Source organism: Microbacterium oxydans (assembly GCF_000956525.1).
Classification (GTDB): Bacteria; Actinomycetota; Actinomycetes; order Actinomycetales; family Microbacteriaceae; genus Microbacterium; species Microbacterium oxydans_A.
Map to the genome: position 1 here is coordinate 1 of NZ_JYIW01000018.1, position 19,846 is coordinate 19,846.

At 67.9% G+C, this 19,846-nt stretch carries 19 protein-coding genes and 1 tRNA gene; 12 read left to right on the forward strand and 8 right to left on the reverse strand.

From position 1 onward, the window contains the following. Positions 1–22: 22 nt before the first annotated feature. Positions 23–1,435: a dicarboxylate/amino acid:cation symporter gene (locus tag RS83_RS03030; RefSeq protein WP_082071491.1), complete on the reverse strand. Its 1,413-nt coding sequence runs from the start codon at positions 1,433–1,435 to the stop codon at positions 23–25. 147 nt (positions 1,436–1,582) lie between these two features. Beyond that, positions 1,583–1,924, reverse strand: a complete 342-nt coding sequence (locus RS83_RS03035; protein WP_045278048.1) for a hypothetical protein — start codon at positions 1,922–1,924, stop codon at positions 1,583–1,585. Between the two features lie 107 nt (positions 1,925–2,031). On the opposite strand from RS83_RS03035, the gene RS83_RS03040 reads away from it, so the two are divergent. Then, on the forward strand, positions 2,032–2,376 hold the full coding sequence (locus RS83_RS03040; RefSeq protein WP_045278049.1) for a YbjQ family protein: 345 nt from the start codon (positions 2,032–2,034) through the stop codon (positions 2,374–2,376). A 177-nt stretch (positions 2,377–2,553) separates the two neighbouring features. On the opposite strand, the gene RS83_RS03045 is transcribed toward RS83_RS03040, so the two are convergent. From RS83_RS03045 to RS83_RS03055, 3 genes are read right to left on the reverse strand one after another with little or no spacing between them, the layout of a single operon-like run. Beyond that, complete coding sequence (locus RS83_RS03045) at positions 2,554–2,787, reverse strand: helix-turn-helix domain-containing protein (protein ID WP_045278050.1); 234 nt, start codon at positions 2,785–2,787, stop codon at positions 2,554–2,556. Beyond that, positions 2,784–3,425 carry a DUF2975 domain-containing protein gene (locus tag RS83_RS03050; RefSeq protein ID WP_045278051.1) on the reverse strand — a complete coding sequence of 214 codons (642 nt, stop codon included), beginning with the start codon at positions 3,423–3,425 and terminating at the stop codon, positions 2,784–2,786. Before RS83_RS03050 ends, RS83_RS03045 begins: the two co-directional genes overlap by 4 nt. Beyond that, positions 3,425–4,039, reverse strand: coding sequence for a DUF2975 domain-containing protein (locus tag RS83_RS03055; RefSeq protein ID WP_045278052.1), 615 nt, complete (start codon positions 4,037–4,039; stop codon positions 3,425–3,427). The genes RS83_RS03050 and RS83_RS03055 overlap by 1 nt, the downstream gene beginning before the upstream one ends. Before the next feature lie 212 nt (positions 4,040–4,251). Between RS83_RS03055 and RS83_RS03060 the strand changes: the two genes are divergently transcribed. The 4 genes from RS83_RS03060 (at position 4,252) to RS83_RS03075 (ending at position 8,872) form a co-directional block, all read left to right on the forward strand. After that, positions 4,252–6,777 carry an ATP-dependent Clp protease ATP-binding subunit gene (locus tag RS83_RS03060; protein WP_045278053.1) on the forward strand — a complete coding sequence of 842 codons (2,526 nt, stop codon included), beginning with the start codon at positions 4,252–4,254 and terminating at the stop codon, positions 6,775–6,777. Positions 6,778–6,942: 165 nt separating this feature from the next. Further along, positions 6,943–7,446: an amino-acid N-acetyltransferase gene (locus RS83_RS03065; RefSeq protein WP_045278054.1), complete on the forward strand. Its 504-nt coding sequence runs from the start codon at positions 6,943–6,945 to the stop codon at positions 7,444–7,446. Between the two features lie 9 nt (positions 7,447–7,455). Continuing rightward, positions 7,456–8,121: a hypothetical protein gene (locus RS83_RS03070; RefSeq protein WP_045278055.1), complete on the forward strand. Its 666-nt coding sequence runs from the start codon at positions 7,456–7,458 to the stop codon at positions 8,119–8,121. A 340-nt stretch (positions 8,122–8,461) separates the two neighbouring features. Further along, positions 8,462–8,872 (forward strand): hypothetical protein, encoded by a 411-nt coding sequence (locus RS83_RS03075; RefSeq protein WP_045278056.1) that lies wholly within the window; start codon positions 8,462–8,464, stop codon positions 8,870–8,872. A gap of 148 nt (positions 8,873–9,020) precedes the next feature. Here RS83_RS03075 and radA read toward each other — a convergent pair whose 3' ends face one another. After that, the gene (gene radA, locus RS83_RS03080) at positions 9,021–10,388 is read right to left on the reverse strand and encodes a DNA repair protein RadA (RefSeq protein ID WP_045278057.1); all 1,368 of its coding nucleotides are present in this window, start codon (positions 10,386–10,388) and stop codon (positions 9,021–9,023) included. Between the two features lie 100 nt (positions 10,389–10,488). Here radA and RS83_RS03085 point away from each other — a divergent pair, with 100 nt between their 5' ends. The 5 genes from RS83_RS03085 (at position 10,489) to cydC (ending at position 17,100) form a co-directional block, all read left to right on the forward strand. Then, on the forward strand, positions 10,489–11,133 hold the full coding sequence (locus RS83_RS03085; protein ID WP_045278058.1) for a helix-turn-helix transcriptional regulator: 645 nt from the start codon (positions 10,489–10,491) through the stop codon (positions 11,131–11,133). Positions 11,134–11,256: 123 nt separating this feature from the next. Continuing rightward, positions 11,257–12,672, forward strand: a complete 1,416-nt coding sequence (locus tag RS83_RS03090) for a cytochrome ubiquinol oxidase subunit I (RefSeq protein WP_045278059.1) — start codon at positions 11,257–11,259, stop codon at positions 12,670–12,672. Positions 12,673–12,686: 14 nt separating this feature from the next. Continuing rightward, a complete protein-coding gene (gene cydB / locus RS83_RS03095; RefSeq protein ID WP_045278060.1) occupies positions 12,687–13,715 on the forward strand; it encodes a cytochrome d ubiquinol oxidase subunit II in 1,029 nt (342 codons plus the stop codon). Beyond that, entirely contained in the window at positions 13,712–15,409 is a 1,698-nt protein-coding gene (gene cydD, locus RS83_RS03100; RefSeq protein ID WP_045278061.1) for a thiol reductant ABC exporter subunit CydD, read from the forward strand. Before cydB ends, cydD begins: the two co-directional genes overlap by 4 nt. After that, positions 15,406–17,100, forward strand: a complete 1,695-nt coding sequence (cydC, locus tag RS83_RS03105) for a thiol reductant ABC exporter subunit CydC (protein WP_045278062.1) — start codon at positions 15,406–15,408, stop codon at positions 17,098–17,100. The genes cydD and cydC overlap by 4 nt, the downstream gene beginning before the upstream one ends. 169 nt (positions 17,101–17,269) lie before the next feature. Here cydC and RS83_RS03110 read toward each other — a convergent pair whose 3' ends face one another. Beyond that, positions 17,270–18,046 carry a hypothetical protein gene (locus RS83_RS03110; protein WP_045278063.1) on the reverse strand — a complete coding sequence of 259 codons (777 nt, stop codon included), beginning with the start codon at positions 18,044–18,046 and terminating at the stop codon, positions 17,270–17,272. Between the two features lie 278 nt (positions 18,047–18,324). Here RS83_RS03110 and RS83_RS03115 point away from each other — a divergent pair. After that, positions 18,325–18,415, forward strand: a tRNA-Ser gene (locus tag RS83_RS03115). Between the two features lie 61 nt (positions 18,416–18,476). Then, positions 18,477–18,776 carry a DUF3237 family protein gene (locus tag RS83_RS18465; RefSeq protein ID WP_197072052.1) on the forward strand — a complete coding sequence of 100 codons (300 nt, stop codon included), beginning with the start codon at positions 18,477–18,479 and terminating at the stop codon, positions 18,774–18,776. 250 nt (positions 18,777–19,026) lie between these two features. On the opposite strand, the gene RS83_RS03125 is transcribed toward RS83_RS18465, so the two are convergent. Further along, positions 19,027–19,827 (reverse strand): MFS transporter, encoded by an 801-nt coding sequence (locus RS83_RS03125; RefSeq protein WP_082071493.1) that lies wholly within the window; start codon positions 19,825–19,827, stop codon positions 19,027–19,029. Positions 19,828–19,846: the final 19 nt, after the last annotated feature.

The window sequence follows — 19,846 nt, forward strand, 5'->3', positions numbered from 1 at the left end:
GAGGAGGGGAGAGGGGGAGGCGTCAGCGGGAGCTGGCGGGCTCCGGAGCTGAGACGGATGCCTCGTCATCCGCATCGTCGTCGGCGAATGGCAGGCCTTCGCGAGGTGCGTTGTAGAGCTCCTCGTCGAGGATGCCCTCGCGCTTCGCGACGATCGTCGGCACGAGCGCCTGGCCAGCGACGTTGACCGCAGTGCGACCCATGTCGAGGATCGGGTCGATCGCGAGCAGCAGGCCGACGCCCTCGAGCGGCAGGCCGAGGGTCGACAGCGTGAGCGTGAGCATCACGACAGCGCCAGTGGTGCCGGCAGTCGCGGCGGAGCCGACGACCGAGACGACCACGATCAGCAGGTACTGCACGAAGTTCAGCTCGATGCCGAAGAACTGGGCGACGAAGATCGCGGCGATGGCCGGGTAGATCGCAGCGCAGCCGTCCATCTTGGTCGTCGCGCCGAAGGGCACGGCGAACGACGCATAGGAGCGGGGCACGCCGAGGTTGCGCTCGGTGACGCGCTCGGTGAGCGGGAGCGTGCCGATCGAGGAGCGGCTGACGAACGCCAACTGCACGGCCGGCCAGACACCGGAGAAGTACTGCTTGACCGACAGGCCGTGGGTCTTCACCAGGAACGGGTAGACCACGAACAGCACCAGCGCGAGGCCGATGTAGATGGCGATCGCGAACCAGCCGAGCGCCGCGAGCTTCTCCCAGCCGTACTTGATGACGGCGGCACCGATCAGGCCGAAGGTGCCGAGCGGCGCGATGCGGATGATCCACCACAGCACGCGCTGGATGACCTTGAGCAGCGATTCGGTGAAGGCCAGGAACGGCTCGGCCTTCTTGCCGGCCTTGAGCGCGGCGATGCCGACGGCGACCGCGACGACGATCACCTGCAGGATGTTGAAGTTCACGCTCGACGAGAACGTGCCGTCTGCGGCGCCGGGGCTGGTGCTGACGCTCAGGCCGAGGAAGTTCTGCGGGATGAGTCCGAGCAGGAAGTTCCACCAGGTGCCGACCGTGTACGGCTCACCAGGGGTGAGGCCCTCGCCCGCCTTCGCGCCAGGCTGGATCACGAGGCCGAGCACGATACCGATCGTGACCGCGATGAATGCGGTGATCGCGAACCACAGCAGCGTCTGGCCGGCGAGGCGAGCGGCGTTCTGCACGCGACGCAGGTTCGAGATGCTCGCGACGATCGCGGTGAAGATCAGCGGGACGACCGCCGCACGCAGCAGTGTGACGTAGGAGCTGCCGATCGTGTCGAGGGTCGCGGACAGTCCGTTCGGGTTCTCGGCGGTGGCGCCGAGCTGGCGGCCGATCAGACCGGCGGCGATGCCGAGGACGAGGGCTGCGAGGATCTGGAAGCCGAACGAGGTCAGCAGCTTCCGGATCGGTCCGCGGGTGTCTGGCGCCTTCTGGGCGCGGACGGTGGTGCTCATGGTGGGGGACTCCAGGAAAATCGTGGCGCACCGAATGCACGCCAGAACGCTCAACGCTACGAGCGCCGTCCGATTCCCGGGTCGGAGATGACGAAGGATGACGGATGCCGGGCGGCATCCGTCATCCTTCGTGTCCGCTCCCCGGGGTCAGCCGGCGATGCAGCCCTGGATGTTGTCCTTGATGATCTGCGTGGTCAGTGCCTTCTCCTCTTCGTTCTTCTGGCGGTCTTCGCCGCCGGCGATGTAGGAGAGGGTCTCGTTGCTGAGGTCGGACTCGACGAGCTCGTCGGCGAGGCATGAGGCGACGTCGGCGGTGACCACGTCGGACTGGCCCTGGTCTTCGAACACCTTCTGGATGCCTTCGGCGACCTGGTCGGAGGTGGGGCGTGCATCTCCGCCGCAGGCGGCGAGCGAGAACGCGAGTGCCGCGATCGGCAGGGCCATGAGGAGTCGGGCAGAGGGGCGGATCTTCGGGCTGGTGAGCGTCATGGCTCCACGGTATCCGCTCACAGCCGATTGATAGAGACCAGAATATGGGCAGAAATGCCCATCGGCCATCCCTGTCGTGCGCCCGCCTGCTCTGGCACGATGGCGTCATGTTCATCGTGACCACGAACGACGTGCCCGGGTACCGCATCACACAGGTCCTCGGCGAGGTGATGGGGTTGACCGTGCGGTCCACGGACTTCGGCCAGGGGTTCACCGCCGGGTTCCGGTCGCTCGGCGGCGGTGAGATCCCGGAGTACACGCAGGTCATGTACGAGTCGCGGCAGGTCGTCATGGGCCGCATGTGGGATCAGGCCGTCCAGCGCGGCGCCAATGCGATCGTCGCGATGCGCTTCGACGCGGGGTCGATCGCGAACTTCACGGAGATCTGCGCCTACGGCACCGCCGTCGTGGTCGAGCCGCTCGCCCCGGCATCCCCGCCGCCTGCCGCCTGACGCGTTCGTCGACGCCGGGCTCGGGGAAGTGTCGCATCCAGCCCCCTCCGCCGCCGGGACGCGACCAGGTGCGACCCCTCCCCTCGGGCAGGTGTCGTACTTGGCCGCCTCCGCCGAGAGGAGGCGACCATTCGGGACCCCTCGAGTGGGGGTCAGGGCGCCCCCGGCGGTGCACCCTCAGCGCGCGAGCACCAACAGGTCGCCGACCTCGCACTGCAGCGCCTCGCAGATCGCCCGCAGCGTGGAATAGCGGATCGCGCGGGCCCGGTCGTTCTTCAGCACCGACAGGTTCACGATGCTCACCCCGACGAGGGCGCTCAGCTGGGTGAGCGTCATGCCGCGTTCTGAGAGCAACTCGTCGAGGCGACAGTGGATGCCGGTGAGCTCGTCGTCGTTCTCCGCGGGACTCACACCAGGCCCTCCGTCTCCTTCTCGAGCACATCTCGCTCCTGCTGCAGGCGCCTGCCTCGGCGCAGTGCGACGGCGATCAGCCCGATCGTGACACCGGTCGCGTAGAACGGCGAGATCGCCCAGAACTCGATCGGATGCGTCGCCTCCGCGCCGAGTCCGAGGACCGCGGTGACGCCGTTGCGCCCAGCGGTCTCCAACATCACGATGAGCGTCGGAGCGATGACGAGCGTCCAGCCGATCGCGTCGAGTGCTCTGGCGTTGCTCCGACTGAAGACCCGCCCGCGGAGGAAGCTCCAGGCGATGAGTGCGACCGCGCCGATGATGATCACGGCGGCCAGCGCCCGGAGTGCGATTGCGGCGATGATCGCCGCGGTCGCTGCCGGATCCACTCCGGTCGAGAAGACCATCGCCTCCTGCGCGATGCCCTCGACCGTCACGGCGCCGGAGTCGGCGGTCGCAGAGATCGGCTGCTCGTCGATCGGGATCGTCCAGGCGATTCCGTCGTCGCGGAACGTCCCAGCGATCCTCATCACCGTCGAGATACCGGTCACGACCAGAGCGGCCGCCGCGAGGAAGAGCACCGTGACGGCATCCGCGAACTCAGACCTGGTCGTTGCGGCAGTGGATGCCGAGAACATCAGACGAGTCCTTCCGTCTCGCGCTGCAGTCTCTCGCCGATCACGAACACCGTGCCGATCACCGAGAGGATGAACGCGGCGAGGATGAAGGTGAACGGTTCGACGCTGATGACGGCGTTGTCGATGCGGTTGTCGGTGACGACGGCGACCGTCGCGTTCGCGAGCATGTTGTCGAAGAACTGCACTGCTGCGAAGCCGACGAGTCCTGTGAGGCCCGCGGTCATCACGAGCACGGTGTTGCGGCGACTGAACACGCGTCCGCTCAGGATGCTGCGTGCGAGCAGGATCAGGCATCCGATCACCGCGACGATGGTGACGGCCTGCACCACCTGGCCGATGATCCCGGCACCCGTCGCGATGGGTGGCAGCGAGGACGCGGTGAGCATGGCGCGGTCGAGCGCACCGGTGACGCTGTCGCCGTCGGCGAGTGGAATCTGCACCGGTGTGTCCGTGAACACGACGAGCACCGGCACGTCGACGCCGCGAGCGAGTTCGATGATGCGGAGGATGGAGAACACGACGACGAACGTCGCGATCGCGAGGCCGGCGATGCAGAAGCCGATGAGTGAGGCGGCGTCACCCCGGCTCAGCGAGCCGGTCTTGGAAGTGCTCATGATCGCTCCTTATCGATAGTCGTTGTTAGCGATAAGCGTTAACATAACGAGAATCGATACGACGGTCAAGCGGTGCCACGTGATGACGGTCGAGCGCTCGCCGCAGCACTCCGCCGACGGCGAACACGGGCATACCTGCCGTTCCCGGTGGTTACTCTCGATGTACAGGCGCGAGAAGCGTCTTCGCCCCAGTGCGAATAAGGAGTCACAGCATGTTCGAGAGATTCACGGACCGAGCCCGTCGTGTGGTCGTCCTCGCCCAAGAAGAGGCGAAGATGCTCAACCACAACTACATCGGCACCGAGCACATCCTGCTCGGTCTCATCCACGAGGGCGAGGGTGTCGCAGCCAAGGCCCTCGAAAGCCTGGGCATCTCGCTCGACGCCGTGCGCGAGCAGGTGCAGGACATCATCGGTCAGGGTCAGCAGCAGCCGACCGGCCACATCCCCTTCACGCCCCGCGCGAAGAAGGTGCTCGAGCTGAGCCTCCGCGAGGCACTGCAGCTCGGCCACAACTACATCGGCACCGAGCACATCCTGCTCGGACTCATCCGCGAGGGTGAGGGTGTCGCAGCGCAGGTGCTCGTCAAGCTCGGCGCCGACCTGAACAAGGTCCGCCAGCAGGTCATCCAGCTGCTCTCCGGCGCACCGGGACGCGAGCCGGCAGCCGTCGGCGCGCAGAGCAACGACACCCCGAGCGCCCAGGGCGGCTCGGCCGTGCTCGACCAGTTCGGTCGCAACCTGACCCAGGCCGCGCGCGACAACAAGCTCGACCCGGTGATCGGCCGCGAGAAGGAGATCGAGCGGGTCATGCAGATCCTGTCTCGCCGCTCCAAGAACAACCCGGTCCTGATCGGTGAGCCCGGCGTCGGCAAGACCGCCGTCGTCGAGGGCCTCGCCCAGGCGATCGTCAAGGGCGATGTGCCCGAGACGCTGAAGGACAAGCAGCTCTACTCGCTCGACCTCGGCTCGCTCATCGCCGGTTCCCGCTACCGCGGTGACTTCGAGGAGCGCCTGAAGAAGGTCACGAAGGAGATCCGCACGCGCGGCGACATCATCGTCTTCATCGACGAGATCCACACCCTCGTGGGTGCGGGTGCCGCCGAGGGTGCGATCGACGCAGCCAGCATTCTGAAGCCGCTGCTCGCCCGCGGTGAGCTGCAGACCATCGGTGCGACCACGCTCGACGAGTACCGCAAGCACTTCGAGAAGGATGCTGCGCTCGAGCGCCGCTTCCAGCCCATCCAGGTGGCCGAGCCGAGCCTGCCCCACGCGATCAACATCCTCAAGGGGCTGCGCGACCGCTACGAGGCGCACCACAAGGTGCAGATCACGGACGGCGCGATCGTCGCGGCGGCGAACCTCGCCGACCGCTACGTCTCCGACCGCTTCCTCCCTGACAAGGCCATCGACCTGATCGACGAGGCCGGCGCACGCCTGCGTCTGTCGATCCTGTCGAGCCCGCCCGAGCTGCGCGAGTTCGACGAGAAGATCGCCAAGGTCCGCGAGCAGAAGGAGCAGGCTTCCGAGGAGCAGGACTTCGAGAAGGCCGCATCGCTGCGCGATGAGGAGAAGAACCTCCTCGCCGAGCGCCTCCGCCTCGAGAAGCAGTGGCGTTCGGGTGACGTCGCGACCCGTGCGGTCGTCGACGAGGGCCTGATCGCCGAGGTGCTCGCACAGGCCACCGGCATCCCGGTGTTCAAGCTCACCGAAGAGGAGTCCAGCCGACTCGTCTTCATGGAGAAGGCCCTGCACCAGCGTGTGATCGGTCAGGAGGAGGCCATCGCGGCACTCTCCAAGACGATCCGTCGTCAGCGCGCCGGCCTCAAGGATCCGAAGCGTCCCTCCGGATCGTTCATCTTCGCCGGCCCGACCGGTGTCGGAAAGACCGAGCTCGCGAAGGCGCTCGCCGAATTCCTGTTCGACGACGAAGCCGCACTGATCTCACTCGACATGAGCGAGTTCGGTGAGAAGCACACCGTCTCGCGTCTGTTCGGTGCCCCTCCCGGATTCGTCGGATTCGAAGAGGGTGGCCAGCTCACCGAGAAGGTTCGCCGCAAGCCGTTCAGCGTCGTGCTCTTCGATGAGATCGAGAAGGCGCACCCTGACATCTTCAACTCGCTCCTCCAGATCTTGGAAGAGGGACGTCTGACCGATGGCCAGGGTCGTGTGATCGACTTCAAGAACACCGTCATCATCATGACCACCAACCTCGGTGCTCGTGACATCGCCGGTGGTCCGGTCGGCTTCCAGATCGAGGGCAGCAACGCCACGACCTACGAGCGGATGAAGGGCAAGGTCAACGAAGAGCTCAAGCGCAACTTCAAGCCCGAGTTCCTCAACCGTGTCGACGACATCATCGTGTTCCCGCAGCTCTCCAAGAGCGAGCTGGTGCAGATCGTCGATCTGTTCACGAAGCGTCTGGGCGAGCGTCTGCTCGACCGTGACATGACGATCGAGCTGTCGCTGGCCGCCAAGGAGCGCCTCATCGAGATCGGGTTCGACCCGGCCCTCGGTGCCCGACCGCTGCGTCGCGCGATGCAGCACGAGATCGAGGACCGTCTGTCGGAGAAGATCCTGCATGGCGAGCTCAACCCCGGCGATCACGTGAAGGTCGACGAGAAGGACGGCGAGTTCCTCTTCGAGCACGGACCGCGCGGCGAGCAGGTCTCGGTCGGCGTGAACACCGGCGGCGAGATCGCGGCGACTCCCGACCTGGCGATCGCCAGCGGGGAGTGATCCTTCGACGGACCGAGTCCTGAAAGGGGCGGATGCTTCGCATCCGCCCCTTTCCCGTCCCTCCGTCCCCCCCCCCCGGTGCGCCGTGAGGGGCCAAAACACGCCGTGTCGTGTGGGTCGCGGGGGGCGTGTCTTGACCCCTCGTGCGGGTTCTAGGCTTGAGGGGTGAGCGAGTACATCGTGCGACCGGCGCGCAGCGCCGACGTCATCGGCATCCGGAGCCTGCTGCAGCCCATGGTCGAGCAGCGCATCCTGCTCGGCAAGGACCTCGCGGTGCTCTACGGCTCCGTGCAGGAGTTCGTGGTCGCCGAGGCAGACGGTCAGATGATCGGATGCGGCGCGCTGCACGTGATCTGGGAAGACCTGGGCGAGGTGCGCACACTCCTGGTGCGCGACGACTGGCTGCACCACGGCGTCGGCCGCGCGATCGTCGACCGCCTGGAGCAGACCGCCGCCGATCTCGGCCTGTCTCGCCTGTTCTGCCTGACCTTCGAGGTCGAGTTCTTCAGCCGCCGCGGCTACACGCCGATCGGCGAGCAGGTCGTCGACCCCGATGTGTACTCCCAGCTGCTGCGCAGTGGTGACGCCGGTGTCGAGGAGTTCCTCGATCTCGCGCACGTCAAGCCGAACACGCTCGGCAACACCAGGATGCTCAAGCAGCTCAACTAACCTGGACTCATGCCTCGTCACTCCGCCGCCGTCTACCGTCGGCGCCGGGTGGTCCTGCTCGGCTGCCTGATCCTGCTGCTCGCAGCGATCGGCATCGGCGTCTGGTTGCTGGTCGCCCAGCCGTGGGCGCACGCTGCCGGGCCCGCCCCGACCTCGTCGGCATCGCCGAGCCCGACCGCCGCCGAGACGCCGACCTCTGATCCCGTCACCGACCCGGTCTCGCCGGGGCCGACGACCGACGTGTCGGAGTCCGAGACACCGGCGATCGTGGCCTGCGAGGCCAAGGACATCGTGGTCGCCGCGGTCACCGACGCCGACTCCTACCAGGCCGGCGTGCTGCCGAAGATCTCGATCTCGCTCACCAACACCGGACCGACCGACTGCACGATGGACGTCGGTTCGACCACGCAGGCGTTCACCGTCATGAGCGGCTCCGACGTGTGGTGGCGCTCGACCGACTGCCAGGAGAACCCGAGCAGCATGATCGCGACGCTCTCCGCCGGAACCACCGTGACCAGCAAGGATCCGGTGACCTGGGATCGCACGCGCTCGAGCGTCGAGACGTGCGGCCAGGAGAACCGGCAGCGTGCTCCCGGCGGCGGTGCGTCGTACCACGTGGAGGTCTCGATCGGCGGGTTCACGAGCGCGAGCAGCAAGCAGATCCTGCTGTACTGACCGAAGTTCTTTCGCAAATCGAAGCAATTCTGCGGAGAAACCTGCGAAAAACGCAGTCATCGCCGACATCCTCTTCGGATGATTCTGATTTCCTCGGGATTCACCGGCCAAGGCTGACAGGGCGCATTCTTTGGGATACCATTGGATGACTCTCGGGAATATGCGGCCCATGCCATCCCCAGTGGCGTCGAACTACAGCGTCCCCAGCGCTTCGACACTGGCCGTTCGAGAGTCCGAGGGCCCTCTCGAGTACCCCAGTCCCCAATGTGGGACTCGAGAGGGCCCCTATCGTTTCCGCCTCCAGGCGTCAGGGCATGCATCGTCTGCCTAAGCTGGATGCATGGCAGCGAAGAAGGCGAAGTCCTCCAAGAAGAAGCCCGCCCCCGAGGAGTTCCGCTCCGAGGCGCTCGCGCTGGCGCTCGAGAAGCAGGACATCGCCGCCGTCGCCCTCGCGTTGCGCAACGGCATCACGGTCGTGCCGCTCATCGCACCGGGTGCACGGGACAACCCCTTGGACAGCGGTGAGGTCTGGACCTACCGCGACCGAGCGACCGGTGAACTCGCGCTGCTGCTCTTCAGCGATGCGAAGAACAAGCCGGACAACCTGCCGCCCGGCGTCGGCATCTACTCGGCGGCGTGGCTGCGGAAGTTCCTCGCGACGCACCCGATCACCACGGTCTTCCTCGACATCGCGGGTCCGCACCCGATGCAGGCCGACCCGGCGGAGCTGCTCAAAGCGCTCGACGCGTAGCCCTTCGACAAGCTCAGGGACCCAGGGGGACAGGTTCAGGGACCCAGGGGGACAGGTTCAGGGACCCAGGGGGCGGACAGGCTTAGGGACCCAGGGCGTGAACGGGCTCAGGGCATTCCCTCTTGGGTGGCTGAGCTTGTCGAAGCCATCAGAACGGCGGGATGCCGCCTGAGGGGCCGCGTGGCGTGGAGCGCTCCTTCACGTCGTCGAGTGCTGCGCGCAGCGTCTTCGAGCGATCGTCGACGACCCGCACGTATCCCAGCCGAGCGGCCTCCGACCGGCGCTGCGCCGATTGCGTCACCGGCCGGATCTCACCGGCGAGGCTGAGCTCACCGACGACCGCGACCGTGCGCGGTATCGACGTGTTCTTGATCGACCCGGCGATCGCGATCGCGATCGCGAGGTCGGCGGCCGGTTCGGTGAAGCGCACCCCGCCGACGGTCGACACGTACACGTCGAGCTCGCTCGTCGGGATGTTCGCGCGCTTCTCGAGGATCGCGAGCACCATGGCCACGCGGGAGAAGTCGACGCCGTTGACGATCCGTCGCGGATTGGGGGCCTTGCTGGGCACTGTCAGCGCCTGCACCTCGACCGGCAGCGCTCGGCGCCCCTCGAGTGAGATCGCGACGCACGTGCCAGGCTCGGTCGCGCCCTGCGAGAGGAAGAGACCGGACGGATCGGGCACTTCGGCGATGCCGTCGCCGGTCATCTCGAAGCAGCCGACCTCATCGGTGGGGCCGTAGCGGTTCTTCAGCGCGCGGATGAAGCGCAGCGAGGTCTGGCGGTCGCCCTCGAAGTGGCACACCACGTCGACGAGGTGCTCGAGCACGCGGGGGCCGGCGACCTGGCCGTCTTTCGTGACGTGGCCGACGATGATGACGGGCAGCCCGCGCTCCTTCGCCACCCGGATCAGTGCCGACGCGACCTCGCGCACCTGGCTCGGCTGCCCGGCGGCTCCGTCGATCAGCGACGACGACACCGTCTGCACCGAGTCGACGATCACGAGCTGCGGCTGCACCTCGTCGATGTGCCCGAGGATCGTCGCCAGATCGGTCTCGCTCGCGAGATACAGCTCGTCGTGCAGCGCCCCGGTGCGCTCGCCGCGCAGCCGCACCTGTGCCTGCGACTCCTCGGCGCTCGCGTACAGCACGCGTCGCCCCGCGCGGGCGGCCTGCGCCGCGACCTCGAGCAGCAGCGTCGACTTGCCCACGCCCGGCTCTCCGCTGAGCAGGATCGCCGCGCCTGGCACGATGCCGCCGCCCAGCACGCGGTCGAACTCGCCGACGCCACTCGTGCGACGAGGCGCGTCGAGCGTGGTGATCTGGGTGATCGGCCGGGCTGCACGATCAGCAGTGGGCTGCAGCGCGGTCACCCGCTGCAGGATGCCCGTCTTCACGGCCTGCTCCTGCACGGTTCCCCACTGCTGGCACTCGGCACAGCGCCCGACCCACTTCGCGGTCGTCCACCCGCATTCCGTGCAGACGTACGCCGGGGGAGCGGGTTTTCGGGTGGCCATGCAGCAAGGCTATCGCCGGCATCCGACATCCCTATCGGGCGGGGCATTATTCACGGCCCGATCACTCGATGCGCGCCGGCCGCTGAGCCATGATGGAGTCATGGCCAATGCCGGGCCCGTCTGCGGGCCGATCTCGACCTTCTCGCGAGTGCAGCTGCTGCACCTGCTCTTCGAGGCGAGCGCTGCGAACGAGCGCCCCGAGCGCACGATCGGCGAACTCTGCGAAGCCACCGGTCTGCACCCCAACACGGTGCGCGAGCACCTGCAGCGGCTGATCGAGGGCGGCTACGTCATCCAGGCGACCGAGCACCGCACCACTCGCGGACGCCCCCGCACGCTGTACAGCGCTGCGACCGGTGCCGCACACGCCTCCAGCCCCATCGCCCGCGACAAGGTCTCGGCGGCAGCGCGCCGCGGCGACCTGCTCCGCCGGGTGCTTCCTGCGTCGGCATCCGCGCTGGGTCGCGACGCGACCTACCAGCTGGACGCCCTGATCGAACACTTGGAGGAGAGCGGCTTCGAGCCCGTCGTCGATGACGAGCAGCTCACTGTCGACCTCAGCCCCTGCCCGCACGCCGCGGGCCGCGCCGAAGACCGTCCGATGCTGTGCACCGTGCACCTCGGCCTCATGCAGGGGGTGCTCACCGAAGCCGGTGGGCCGCTCGCTGCCGAGGCAGTGCGCACCTCCGCCCTCCCGGCGGATTGCACCGTGCAGCTGCGGCTGACGGAGATGACCGCCGCCTAGGGCGACCATCTGACCTTATTCACGGCCGCCGACCCGACGAGGGCGGCGGACCCGTCGTTAGCGTGGCATCAGACGCCGGTGGGTGCACGGCACTGACACACGGCACAGAAAGAGGAGTGGCTCATGGAATGGCTTGATCCGCTGGTCCTTTCCCGATGGCAGTTCGGGCTGACCACCGTCTACCACTACCTGTTCGTGCCGCTGACGATCGGCATGGCGCTCGTCGCCGCGATCTTCCAGACCGCATGGGTGCGCACCGGCAAGGTGCAGTACCTGCACCTGACGCGGTTCTTCGGCAAGATCTTCCTGATCAACTTCGCCATGGGCGTGGTCACCGGCATCGTGCAGGAGTTCCAGTTCGGCATGAACTGGTCGGACTACTCCCGCTTCGTCGGCGACGTGTTCGGAGCCCCGCTCGCCTTCGAGGGACTGCTGGCCTTCTTCTTCGAGGCCACGTTCATCGGCCTCTGGATCTTCGGCTGGGACAAGCTCCCCCAGAAGCTGCACCTCGCCACGATCTGGTGCGTCTCGATCGGCAGCATCCTGTCGGCGTACTTCATCATCGCGGCCAACGCGTTCATGCAGAACCCGGTCGGCTACGTCTTCAACCCCGAGACGAACCGTGCAGAGCTCACCGACTTCTGGGCCCTGCTGACCAACCCGGTCGCGCTCGCCGCCTTCCCGCACACGATCTTCGGCGCACTGATGTTCGCAGCCGGTGTCGTGATCTCGGTCTCGGCCTGGCACCTCTCGCGCGGCCAGCACTTCGACACGATGCGCATCTCGCTGAAGTTCGGCCTGTGGGCCATGATCGTCTCCACCGCCGGCGTCGTGCTCACCGGTGACCAGCTCGGGCTCGCGATGTACGCGGCGCAGCCGATGAAGATGGCCGCCGCCGAGGCGACGTTCAACACGGTCTGCGGTCCGGATGCATCCTTCAGCCTGTTCACGCTCGGCACCCCGGACGGCAGCTCCGAGCTGTTCTCGATCAGGGTCCCGTACCTGCTGTCGCTGCTGTCGACGCACACGCTCGACGCGTGCGTGCACGGCATCAACGACCTGAACGCCGAATACAGCCAGACGTATGCCGACACGGGCATGACCGACTTCGCCCCGATCCTCTGGGTCACGTACTGGGCGTTCCGCTGGATGATCGGCCTCGGCATGGCCGCCGCCCTCGTCGCCGTGATCGGCCTGTGGCTGACCCGCAAGAGCGCCAAGAAGGAGCCGGCGCAGTGGATGTGGAAGCTCGCCATCTGGTCGTTCCCGCTCGCGCTCGCCGCCAACATCATGGGCTGGGTCTTCACCGAGATGGGCAGGCAACCCTGGATCGTGTTCGGATTGATGACCACGCAGGACGGTGTGTCACCAGGGGTCTCCGGTCTCGAAGTGCTGATCTCCCTCATCGCGTTCACGGCGATCTACGCGGCCCTCGCGGTCGTCGAGATCCGCCTCATCATCAGAGCGGCCCAGAAGGGCCCTGACACCGAAGAGCAACCGCACGACGAGACGGCTCAGCTGCCGTCGGTCGTGTACTGAGAGGGAGGAGCATCATGGATCTCGCAACGCTCTGGTTCTGGATCGTCGGCTTCTTCTTCGTCGGCTACTTCGTGCTCGACGGCTTCGACTTCGGCGTCGGCATGTCGCTGCCGTTCCTCGGCAAGAACGATGTGTCGCGCCGCCAGGTCATCAACACGATCGGCCCGGTCTGGGACCTCAACGAGACCTGGGTCATCGTCGCGGGCGCGTGCCTGTTCGCGTCGTTCCCCGAGTGGTACGCATCGCTGTTCAGCGGCTTCTACCTGCCGCTGCTGCTGATCCTGCTGGCGCTGATCCTGCGCGGCGTCTCGTTCGAGTACCGGCACCAGCGGGAGAGCGCGAAGTGGAAGCGCGGCTTCGATCGGATGATCGTGATCGGCTCCGCGGTCCCCGCCTTCCTCTGGGGTGTGGCGTTCGGCAACATCGTGCAGGGCGTCGCCCTCGACGAGAACCACATCTACGTCGGCGGCTTCTTCGCGCTGCTGAACCCGTACTCGCTGCTGGTCGGCGTGACGACGCTGCTGCTCTTCTTCCTGCACGGCGTGCTGTTCGTCGCCCTGAAGACCGACGGCCCTGTGCATGAGGATGCCCGTCGCCTCGCGCTGAAGGCCGGGCTGCCGACCGTGCTCGCTGCAGCGACGACCGTGGTCTGGACCGTCGTGATGGCGATGCAGCGCGAGGCTCCGCTGCTGTGGCTCGTGATCGCGGCCGGTACCGTCGCGGCCGTCACGCTGCTCGCCGCGCTCGTGCTCTCGGCTCGTCGGTTCGACGGCTGGGCGTTCATCTCCGGCATGCTCACGGTGCTGTTCGCCGTGCTGATGCTGTTCACGGCGCTGTTCCCGAACGTGCTGCCGTCGACGATCGACCCCGCATACAGCCTGACGATCCAGAATGCGTCGAGCACGGACTACACGCTGACGATCATGACGTGGACGGCCGTGATCGCGCTGCCGCTCGTGCTCCTGTACCAGGGTTGGACATACTGGGTGTTCCGCAAGCGGGTCACCCGCGCATCGATCGAGGGAGCACCGGCACACGCGTGAAACCCGTCGATCCGAGACTGCTGCGATACGCGCGTGCCGCGAGGGGGTTCCTCGCGGCATCCGCGCTGATCGGCGTCGTGCAGACCGCGGTCGTCATCGTGTTCGCCTGGCTGCTGACGGATGCCGTCACCGGCGCCATCGCCGGGCGTGACGTCACGGCATCCCTGCTCTGGCTGCTCGCCGTCGCCGTGCTCCGGGGGCTGCTGATCGCCGCATCGGATGCCGCAGGCACCCGTGCTGCCGCGAAGACCGGGATGCAGCTGCGCGCAGCGCTGATCGAGGCGATCGGCAGGCTCGGACCCGGTTGGCTCGCGCAGCGCAACCGCACTGCGCTGGCGGTGACGGCCGGGCACGGTCTCGAGGCGCTCGACTCGTACTTCGCCAGGTACATCCCGCAGCTCGTGCTGACGGTGATCGCGACGCCGGTGCTGCTGGCGGTGATGTGGTGGCAGGACTGGCCGAGCGGGCTGACCGCCGTGATCGCGCTGCCGCTGATCCCGCTGTTCCTCATCCTGATCGGCATCGCCACGCGCACCGTGCAGCAGAAGCAGTGGCAGACGCTGCAGCAGCTCGCCGTGCGATTCGCCGACACCGTGCAGGGACTGTCGACGCTGCGGCTGTTCGGGCGCGAGCGGCGTGCCGCCGATCGGATCGAGGCGACGTCGGACGACTACCGCCGCGAGACCATGAAGGTGCTGCGGTTCTCATTCCTCTCCGGCTTCTCGATGGAGCTGCTCGCATCGCTCGCGGTGGCGCTGATCGCGGTGTCGGTCGGGTTCCGGCTGCTGTCAGGCGACCTGACGCTCGAGGTCGGGCTGTTCGTGCTGCTGCTCGCGCCGGAGGCGTTCCTGCCGATCCGCCAGGTGGGCGTGCAGTTCCACGCCGCGGCCGAGGGCGTCGCGGCGACCGAGGACATCTTCGCGGTGCTGGATGAGGCGGGGGCTGCCGGGGTCGGTGCAGGTGGTGCTGCTCGGACTGCCCGGGCAGGTGTTCACAATTCAGCAAGAACGCTGGCGGACGACGTCCTGCAGGGTCATTCGGACCCCGACCATCACATTCTTGCTGAATTGCGCACGGCGGATGCCGAGCTCGTGGTCGACGGCCTGCGGGTTCGCGAGTTGCCGCCGGTGTCTTTCACGGCCGTCCCGGGCACGATCACGGTGATCGAGGGCCCGAGCGGCTCGGGGAAGACGAGTCTGCTCGCCGCGCTGCGCGGTGCGGTGCCGTTCGAGGGCGTCGCGACCTTCGCACACGCGGACGTGCGCACGCTCGCCGCGGCGGACTGGCTCGCATGGGCAGGCCAGGCCCCTGGGCTGATGCAGGGCACCGTCGGCGAGAACGTCGCCCTCGGCGATGCGACCCCAGACGCCGCGCTCGTGCAGGGCGCCCTCGACGACGCCTGCGCCGAGGGCGTGGATGCTGCGCTCGAACTCGGCGTGCAGGGCAGCGGACTCTCCGGCGGCCAGGCGCAGCGCGTCGCGGTGGCCAGAGCGCTGTATCGGCACGGCGGTGATCCGCGCCGGGTGCTGCTGCTCGACGAGCCGTCCAGTGCGCTCGACCCCGACACCGAGGCCAGGCTGTGGCGGTCGCTGCGGAAGCTGGCGGATGCCGGGGCGCTGATCGTGCTCGTCTCGCATCGTCGCTCGGCACGCGAGGTCGCCGACCAGGTCGTCTCGTTGGGGGTGTCGGTATGACCCTTCGACAGGCTCAGGGACCCAAGGGGGCGGCGACGAGGTCGGCCCGCATCGCCGAGGTGCTGCGGCTCGCGCAACCGTCGGTCCGGCGCTTCCTGCCCGGTCTGCTCTGGGGCGCGCTGTCGGCCGGTGCCGCCGTGAGCCTGCTCGCCGTGAGCGGCTGGCTGATCGTGAGCGCCTCGATCGTCGACTCGCTCGTGCCGTTGTCGATCGCCGTGGTCGGCGTGCGCTTCTTCGCGGTCTCGCGCGCCGTGACCCGCTACCTCGAACGGTTGAGCGGACACGATGCCGCACTGCGCCAACTCGCCTCGACGCGCGCTGACATGGTTCGTCGGCTCATCCCGCTCTCTCCCGCCGGCCTCGGACGCACCGACCGTGGGCAGGTGCTCTCGGCGCTCGTCGACGACGTCGAGAACCTGCAGAACCTGCCGCTGCGGGTGGTGCAGCCGCTCGCCGTCGCCGGTGTCGTCGCGCTCGGCGCCGTCGGCTTCATCGCGTTCGTCTCGGTGCCGGCTGCGCTCACACTGGCCGCCTGCCTGCTGGTCGCCGCCGCGGTCGCGATCGGGACGGGGTGGCTGTTCGGAGCGCGTGCGGAGGCACTCGTCTCGGCCCGTCGTGCCGAGCTCTCGGCCGCCCTGGTCGACTACATCGGCGGCCTCGACGTCCTGCTGGCCTACGGTGCAGAGGAGCAGGCTCGTGCACGGGTGACCGCGGCGGATGCTGCGCTGCGACGGGTGGTCTCGCGGGCGTCGCTCGCCCAGGCGGTCGCGGCGGGTGTGGTGTCGGCCGTCGCCGGTGCCGCCTCGGTGTGGGCGCTCGCGGTGGCGGCGCCCGGGCTCGCCACCGGGGCGATCGACGGTCCGTGGCTGGCCGTTGCCGTGCTGGTGCCGATGGTCGTGTTCGAGGTGTTCGGGGCGGTGCCGATCGCCGCAGCATCCTGGCGCAGCGTCCGGTCGAGCGCAGAGCGCATCGTCGACGTGCTGCCTGAGCGGATGCCGGCGGAGCTGCGTTCCGACGATGGGGCGGATGCCGAGATCGACGGCACGCCTGTGCTGCGGCTGCGTGACGTGCGGGCGACCTGGCCAGGAGGGACGCCGGCGCTGCGTGGTGTCGACCTCGAACTGCTGCCGGGCGAGCGGGTGCTCGTCGCGGGGCCGAGTGGGGCAGGCAAGAGTTCGCTCGCGGCCGTGCTGGTCGGATTCCTGGCCGCCGAGGGCGAATTCACGCTCGGCGGTGCGGACGCGTCCGGGCTGTCGGGGCCGGCGCTGCGGCGCACGGTCGGGCTGTGCGAGCAGAGCCCGCAGCTGTTCGACGAGGACATCCGCCAGAACCTGCTGTTCGCGCGCGATTCCGCAACGGATGCCGAACTGCTCGAAGTGCTCGACCGGGTCGGGCTGGCCGACTGGGCCAGGGACCGAGGCGGTCTCGACGCACGGGTCGGCGACCGTGGTGCGCTGGTGTCGGGCGGACAGGCGCAGCGCATCGCACTGGCGCGGGCACTGCTGCGCGGATTCCCGGTGCTCGTGCTCGACGAGCCGACTGCCGGCGTCGACCCCGATGCGTCCGACGCGCTGCTGCGCGACCTGCTGCGGGCGGCCGGCGATCAGTCGGTGCTGCTCATCTCGCACGTCGCCCCGCCCGAGGGCACGGTCGACCGCGTCATCCGCCTCGAGGCAGGCCGCACCGTCTGAGAGCTGGCGGCGCTCGCGTGAGCCCTGGCAGGTGTCGCAGCTGGCCGCATCCGTAGCGATGAGGCGACGATTCGCGCCCCCTCCTCTCGGGGAGGTGTCGCAGGTGGTCGCCTCGATGCCCGCGAAGCGGCCATTCGCGGCACCTGCGCGCGCGCCGCGCGCCTGCGGACTAGCTGTAGAGCGGGGTCGGGGGTTCCATCACGATGCCCTGCGCCTCGAATGCGCGGCGGCGCTCCTCGATGCGGCGGTGCATCTCGACCTGCGCGGCGTCGATGAACTGCGGGTCGAGGTCGACGGTCGGCGGATGCGGGTCGCCGTGGTTCGCGGAGATGTAGGCGTCGAGCTCCGGACCGGATGTCCACGACGTGATGAGGGCGTACCGGGGCGCGACGCCGCGGTGCCAGACGGCATGCCAGAAACGCTGCGTGTCGACGATGATACGCGAGCCTTCGCGCAGCGGGAGGCGGATCTCGGTCGCCGGGTCGAAGCGGTTGCTGCGCAGGATCAGCATCGAGTCGGCGTCGTCGGTGAGGTTGTAGTAGCCGCGGACGACCCAGCCGGAGTCCTCGTCGTTGAGCCGGTTGTTGTCGTCCTGGTGCAGGTTGTAGATCGCGTCGGCGTACTCGTTGGGCTGCAGCTCGATCACGCGGCAGCGTCCGATCGCGGCGCCGGGCTCGAGGGCGCGCGCCTGCAGGGTTGGGGCGACCGCGACCTGCGACTCGACCCAGACACCGTGCTTGTCGGTGCGCGGCGGGGTGTGGTTCCAGAAGCCGTTGCACTCGAGGTCGCCCGCGTAGCTCGCCAGCGGCGCGAAGCGGGTGATGCCGGAGGAGCGCCAGCCGACGTACTCGAGGTCGAGCCATTCGGCGGGGTCGCGTGACTGGTCGTGGTCGTCGAGGACCACGTATCCGGTCTCGGCCAGTGCTTCGGAGGTGATGTAACCCATCGCGGAGCATCCTTCCTTCGGGTGCTGAGGCTATCCTAAGCCGGATGCCGCTCTTGCGCCCTGGCCGTGGCCGTCGATAACCGCCCCTGCCGACCGGCCCCCTTCCGTGCGACCCGGCCCTCTGTGTGCGTCACTCAAGGGGGTGGTTCGCGCACAGAGGGGCCGGTCGGCGAGACGAGGCGTCGGCGAGACGAGGCGGTCGGGGAGACGAGGCGTCGGGGAGACGCTGCTGCGACGCCGATTCGCGCCGCCGCCCCGTGTCGCGTAAGCTTGTCCGCGGTGACGTGTCCGAGCGGCCGAAGGTGCAACTCTCGAAAAGTTGTGTAGGGTAACCCCCTACCGTGGGTTCAAATCCCACCGTCACCGCCATGGAAACCCCCGAGAAATCGGGGGTTTTTCCGTATCCGCGGGTGGGCGTGGTGCGTTTCTGGTGCACATTCGGTCGAGGCAGTCCGGCGCGACCAGTCGTCTCGATGCCCACTGGGCGATCAGGACTCGCGAGGATCACGTGGTCCAGGTCCACACGACCGGATTCCACCGGACTTCGGATGACGTCGACGCGCGCATCGCCGCGGGAGTGCCGGTTGAGCCGGGTGAGTACTACTTCCGGCTCACCTCGCTCTTCGAGACCGACGAGCCGTCGTTGTCCTGGCTGACCGAGACGCAGTTCGTCGGTGTCGGCGAGGATCTTGGCGATGCGATCCGGATCCATTTCTACGCAGTCGTCTGAATCGACGCCTTCCCTGATTCCTTCAACGCGCGACGAAGTGGAGCAGCGATACGGCGGATCCCGATGCGTGGTCGCCGCGGGCTGAACGAACTGTATCGGGCCGGGGTGGGGTCCCACCCCGCCCGGGGGGGTCGGGCCGCGGGGATCGCTTGCCCCGCGGCCCGTCCGTCGATGTACATGCCGGAGATCAGGTTCTACCTCCGATCGGTGTGAGGAGCGTCAGCCTGCACGGCCGGCTGACGCGCGCCCCTCAGGCCGAGATCTGCTCGCCGTCGGTCGGGGCCAGCGAGCCTTCTCCGCGTCCTCGTGAGCGGAATGCGAACCAGGCGACGAGCGCCCCGACGAGCACCCCGACCGCGAGGATCGTGTACATCACTCGCGGCGCGGAGAGGAGCATAGGCGTCCACAGGGCGAGGGCCGCTGCGACCACGCGTGCGGCGGCGATGATCGCCCCCTGTGCCGAAGATCGAAGCAGTGTCGGGAAGGACTCCTGCGTCCAGACTTTCATGATGCCCTCGAAAGCGAAGGCCGCGCCGAATCCGAAGAGCAGCTGCGCGACGAGAACTGTGGCCAGGCTGAATCCGAGGAGAGCGGGAACCGCGAACGCGGCGGTCAGGCTGATGACTCCGAAACCGAAGAACAGCATGCGCCGACGACCGTCGACGATCCGCATGAACCAGATGGCGAGAACGATCGACACGGGCAGGGTCAACAAGGAGATGAGCGAACTCTGCTGCACCGTGAGGCCGACGACGTTGACATTGACGTAGGTGCCGAACTGGCCCTTCGTGTTCGCCGCCAGATTGGTGAGCGAGTAGAACACCAGAAGGCTCAGGAAGGCCACCAAGAGATCCTTGCGCTTGAAGATATCCCGGATACGAGCAGTGCGAGCGCGGTAGGTGGCCACGCCCGATTCGCGCTCCGTGCGCGCCTGCTTCCATTCGGACGACTCAGGGAGCCTGAGGCGCAGAATGAGCACCACGAAAGACGCCAGTGCCACATGGCCGAAAACGATCTGGCCGCCCGGTGCGAGTGATGGCGGAGAAACCATCCCTACGCTGACTCGATAG

Bases quoted from the DNA above. Each gene is read 5' to 3' on its own strand.
- RS83_RS03060 (WP_045278053.1), top strand. From the start codon at position 4,252: ATGTTCGAGAGATTCACGGACCGAGCCCGTCGTGTGGTCGTCCTCGCC.
- RS83_RS03055 (WP_045278052.1), bottom strand. From the start codon at position 4,039: ATGAGCACTTCCAAGACCGGCTCGCTGAGCCGGGGTGACGCCGCCTCA.
- radA (WP_045278057.1), bottom strand. From the start codon at position 10,388: ATGGCCACCCGAAAACCCGCTCCCCCGGCGTACGTCTGCACGGAATGC.
- RS83_RS03070 (WP_045278055.1), top strand. From the start codon at position 7,456: ATGCCTCGTCACTCCGCCGCCGTCTACCGTCGGCGCCGGGTGGTCCTG.
- RS83_RS03090 (WP_045278059.1), top strand. From the start codon at position 11,257: ATGGAATGGCTTGATCCGCTGGTCCTTTCCCGATGGCAGTTCGGGCTG.
- RS83_RS03085 (WP_045278058.1), top strand. From the start codon at position 10,489: ATGGCCAATGCCGGGCCCGTCTGCGGGCCGATCTCGACCTTCTCGCGA.
- RS83_RS03125 (WP_082071493.1), bottom strand. From the start codon at position 19,827: ATGGTTTCTCCGCCATCACTCGCACCGGGCGGCCAGATCGTTTTCGGC.
- RS83_RS03075 (WP_045278056.1), top strand. From the start codon at position 8,462: ATGGCAGCGAAGAAGGCGAAGTCCTCCAAGAAGAAGCCCGCCCCCGAG.
- RS83_RS03040 (WP_045278049.1), top strand. From the start codon at position 2,032: ATGTTCATCGTGACCACGAACGACGTGCCCGGGTACCGCATCACACAG.
- cydB (WP_045278060.1), top strand. From the start codon at position 12,687: ATGGATCTCGCAACGCTCTGGTTCTGGATCGTCGGCTTCTTCTTCGTC.
- RS83_RS03030 (WP_082071491.1), bottom strand. From the start codon at position 1,435: ATGAGCACCACCGTCCGCGCCCAGAAGGCGCCAGACACCCGCGGACCG.
- cydC (WP_045278062.1), top strand. From the start codon at position 15,406: ATGACCCTTCGACAGGCTCAGGGACCCAAGGGGGCGGCGACGAGGTCG.
- RS83_RS03035 (WP_045278048.1), bottom strand. From the start codon at position 1,924: ATGACGCTCACCAGCCCGAAGATCCGCCCCTCTGCCCGACTCCTCATG.
- RS83_RS03110 (WP_045278063.1), bottom strand. From the start codon at position 18,046: ATGGGTTACATCACCTCCGAAGCACTGGCCGAGACCGGATACGTGGTC.
- RS83_RS03050 (WP_045278051.1), bottom strand. From the start codon at position 3,425: ATGTTCTCGGCATCCACTGCCGCAACGACCAGGTCTGAGTTCGCGGAT.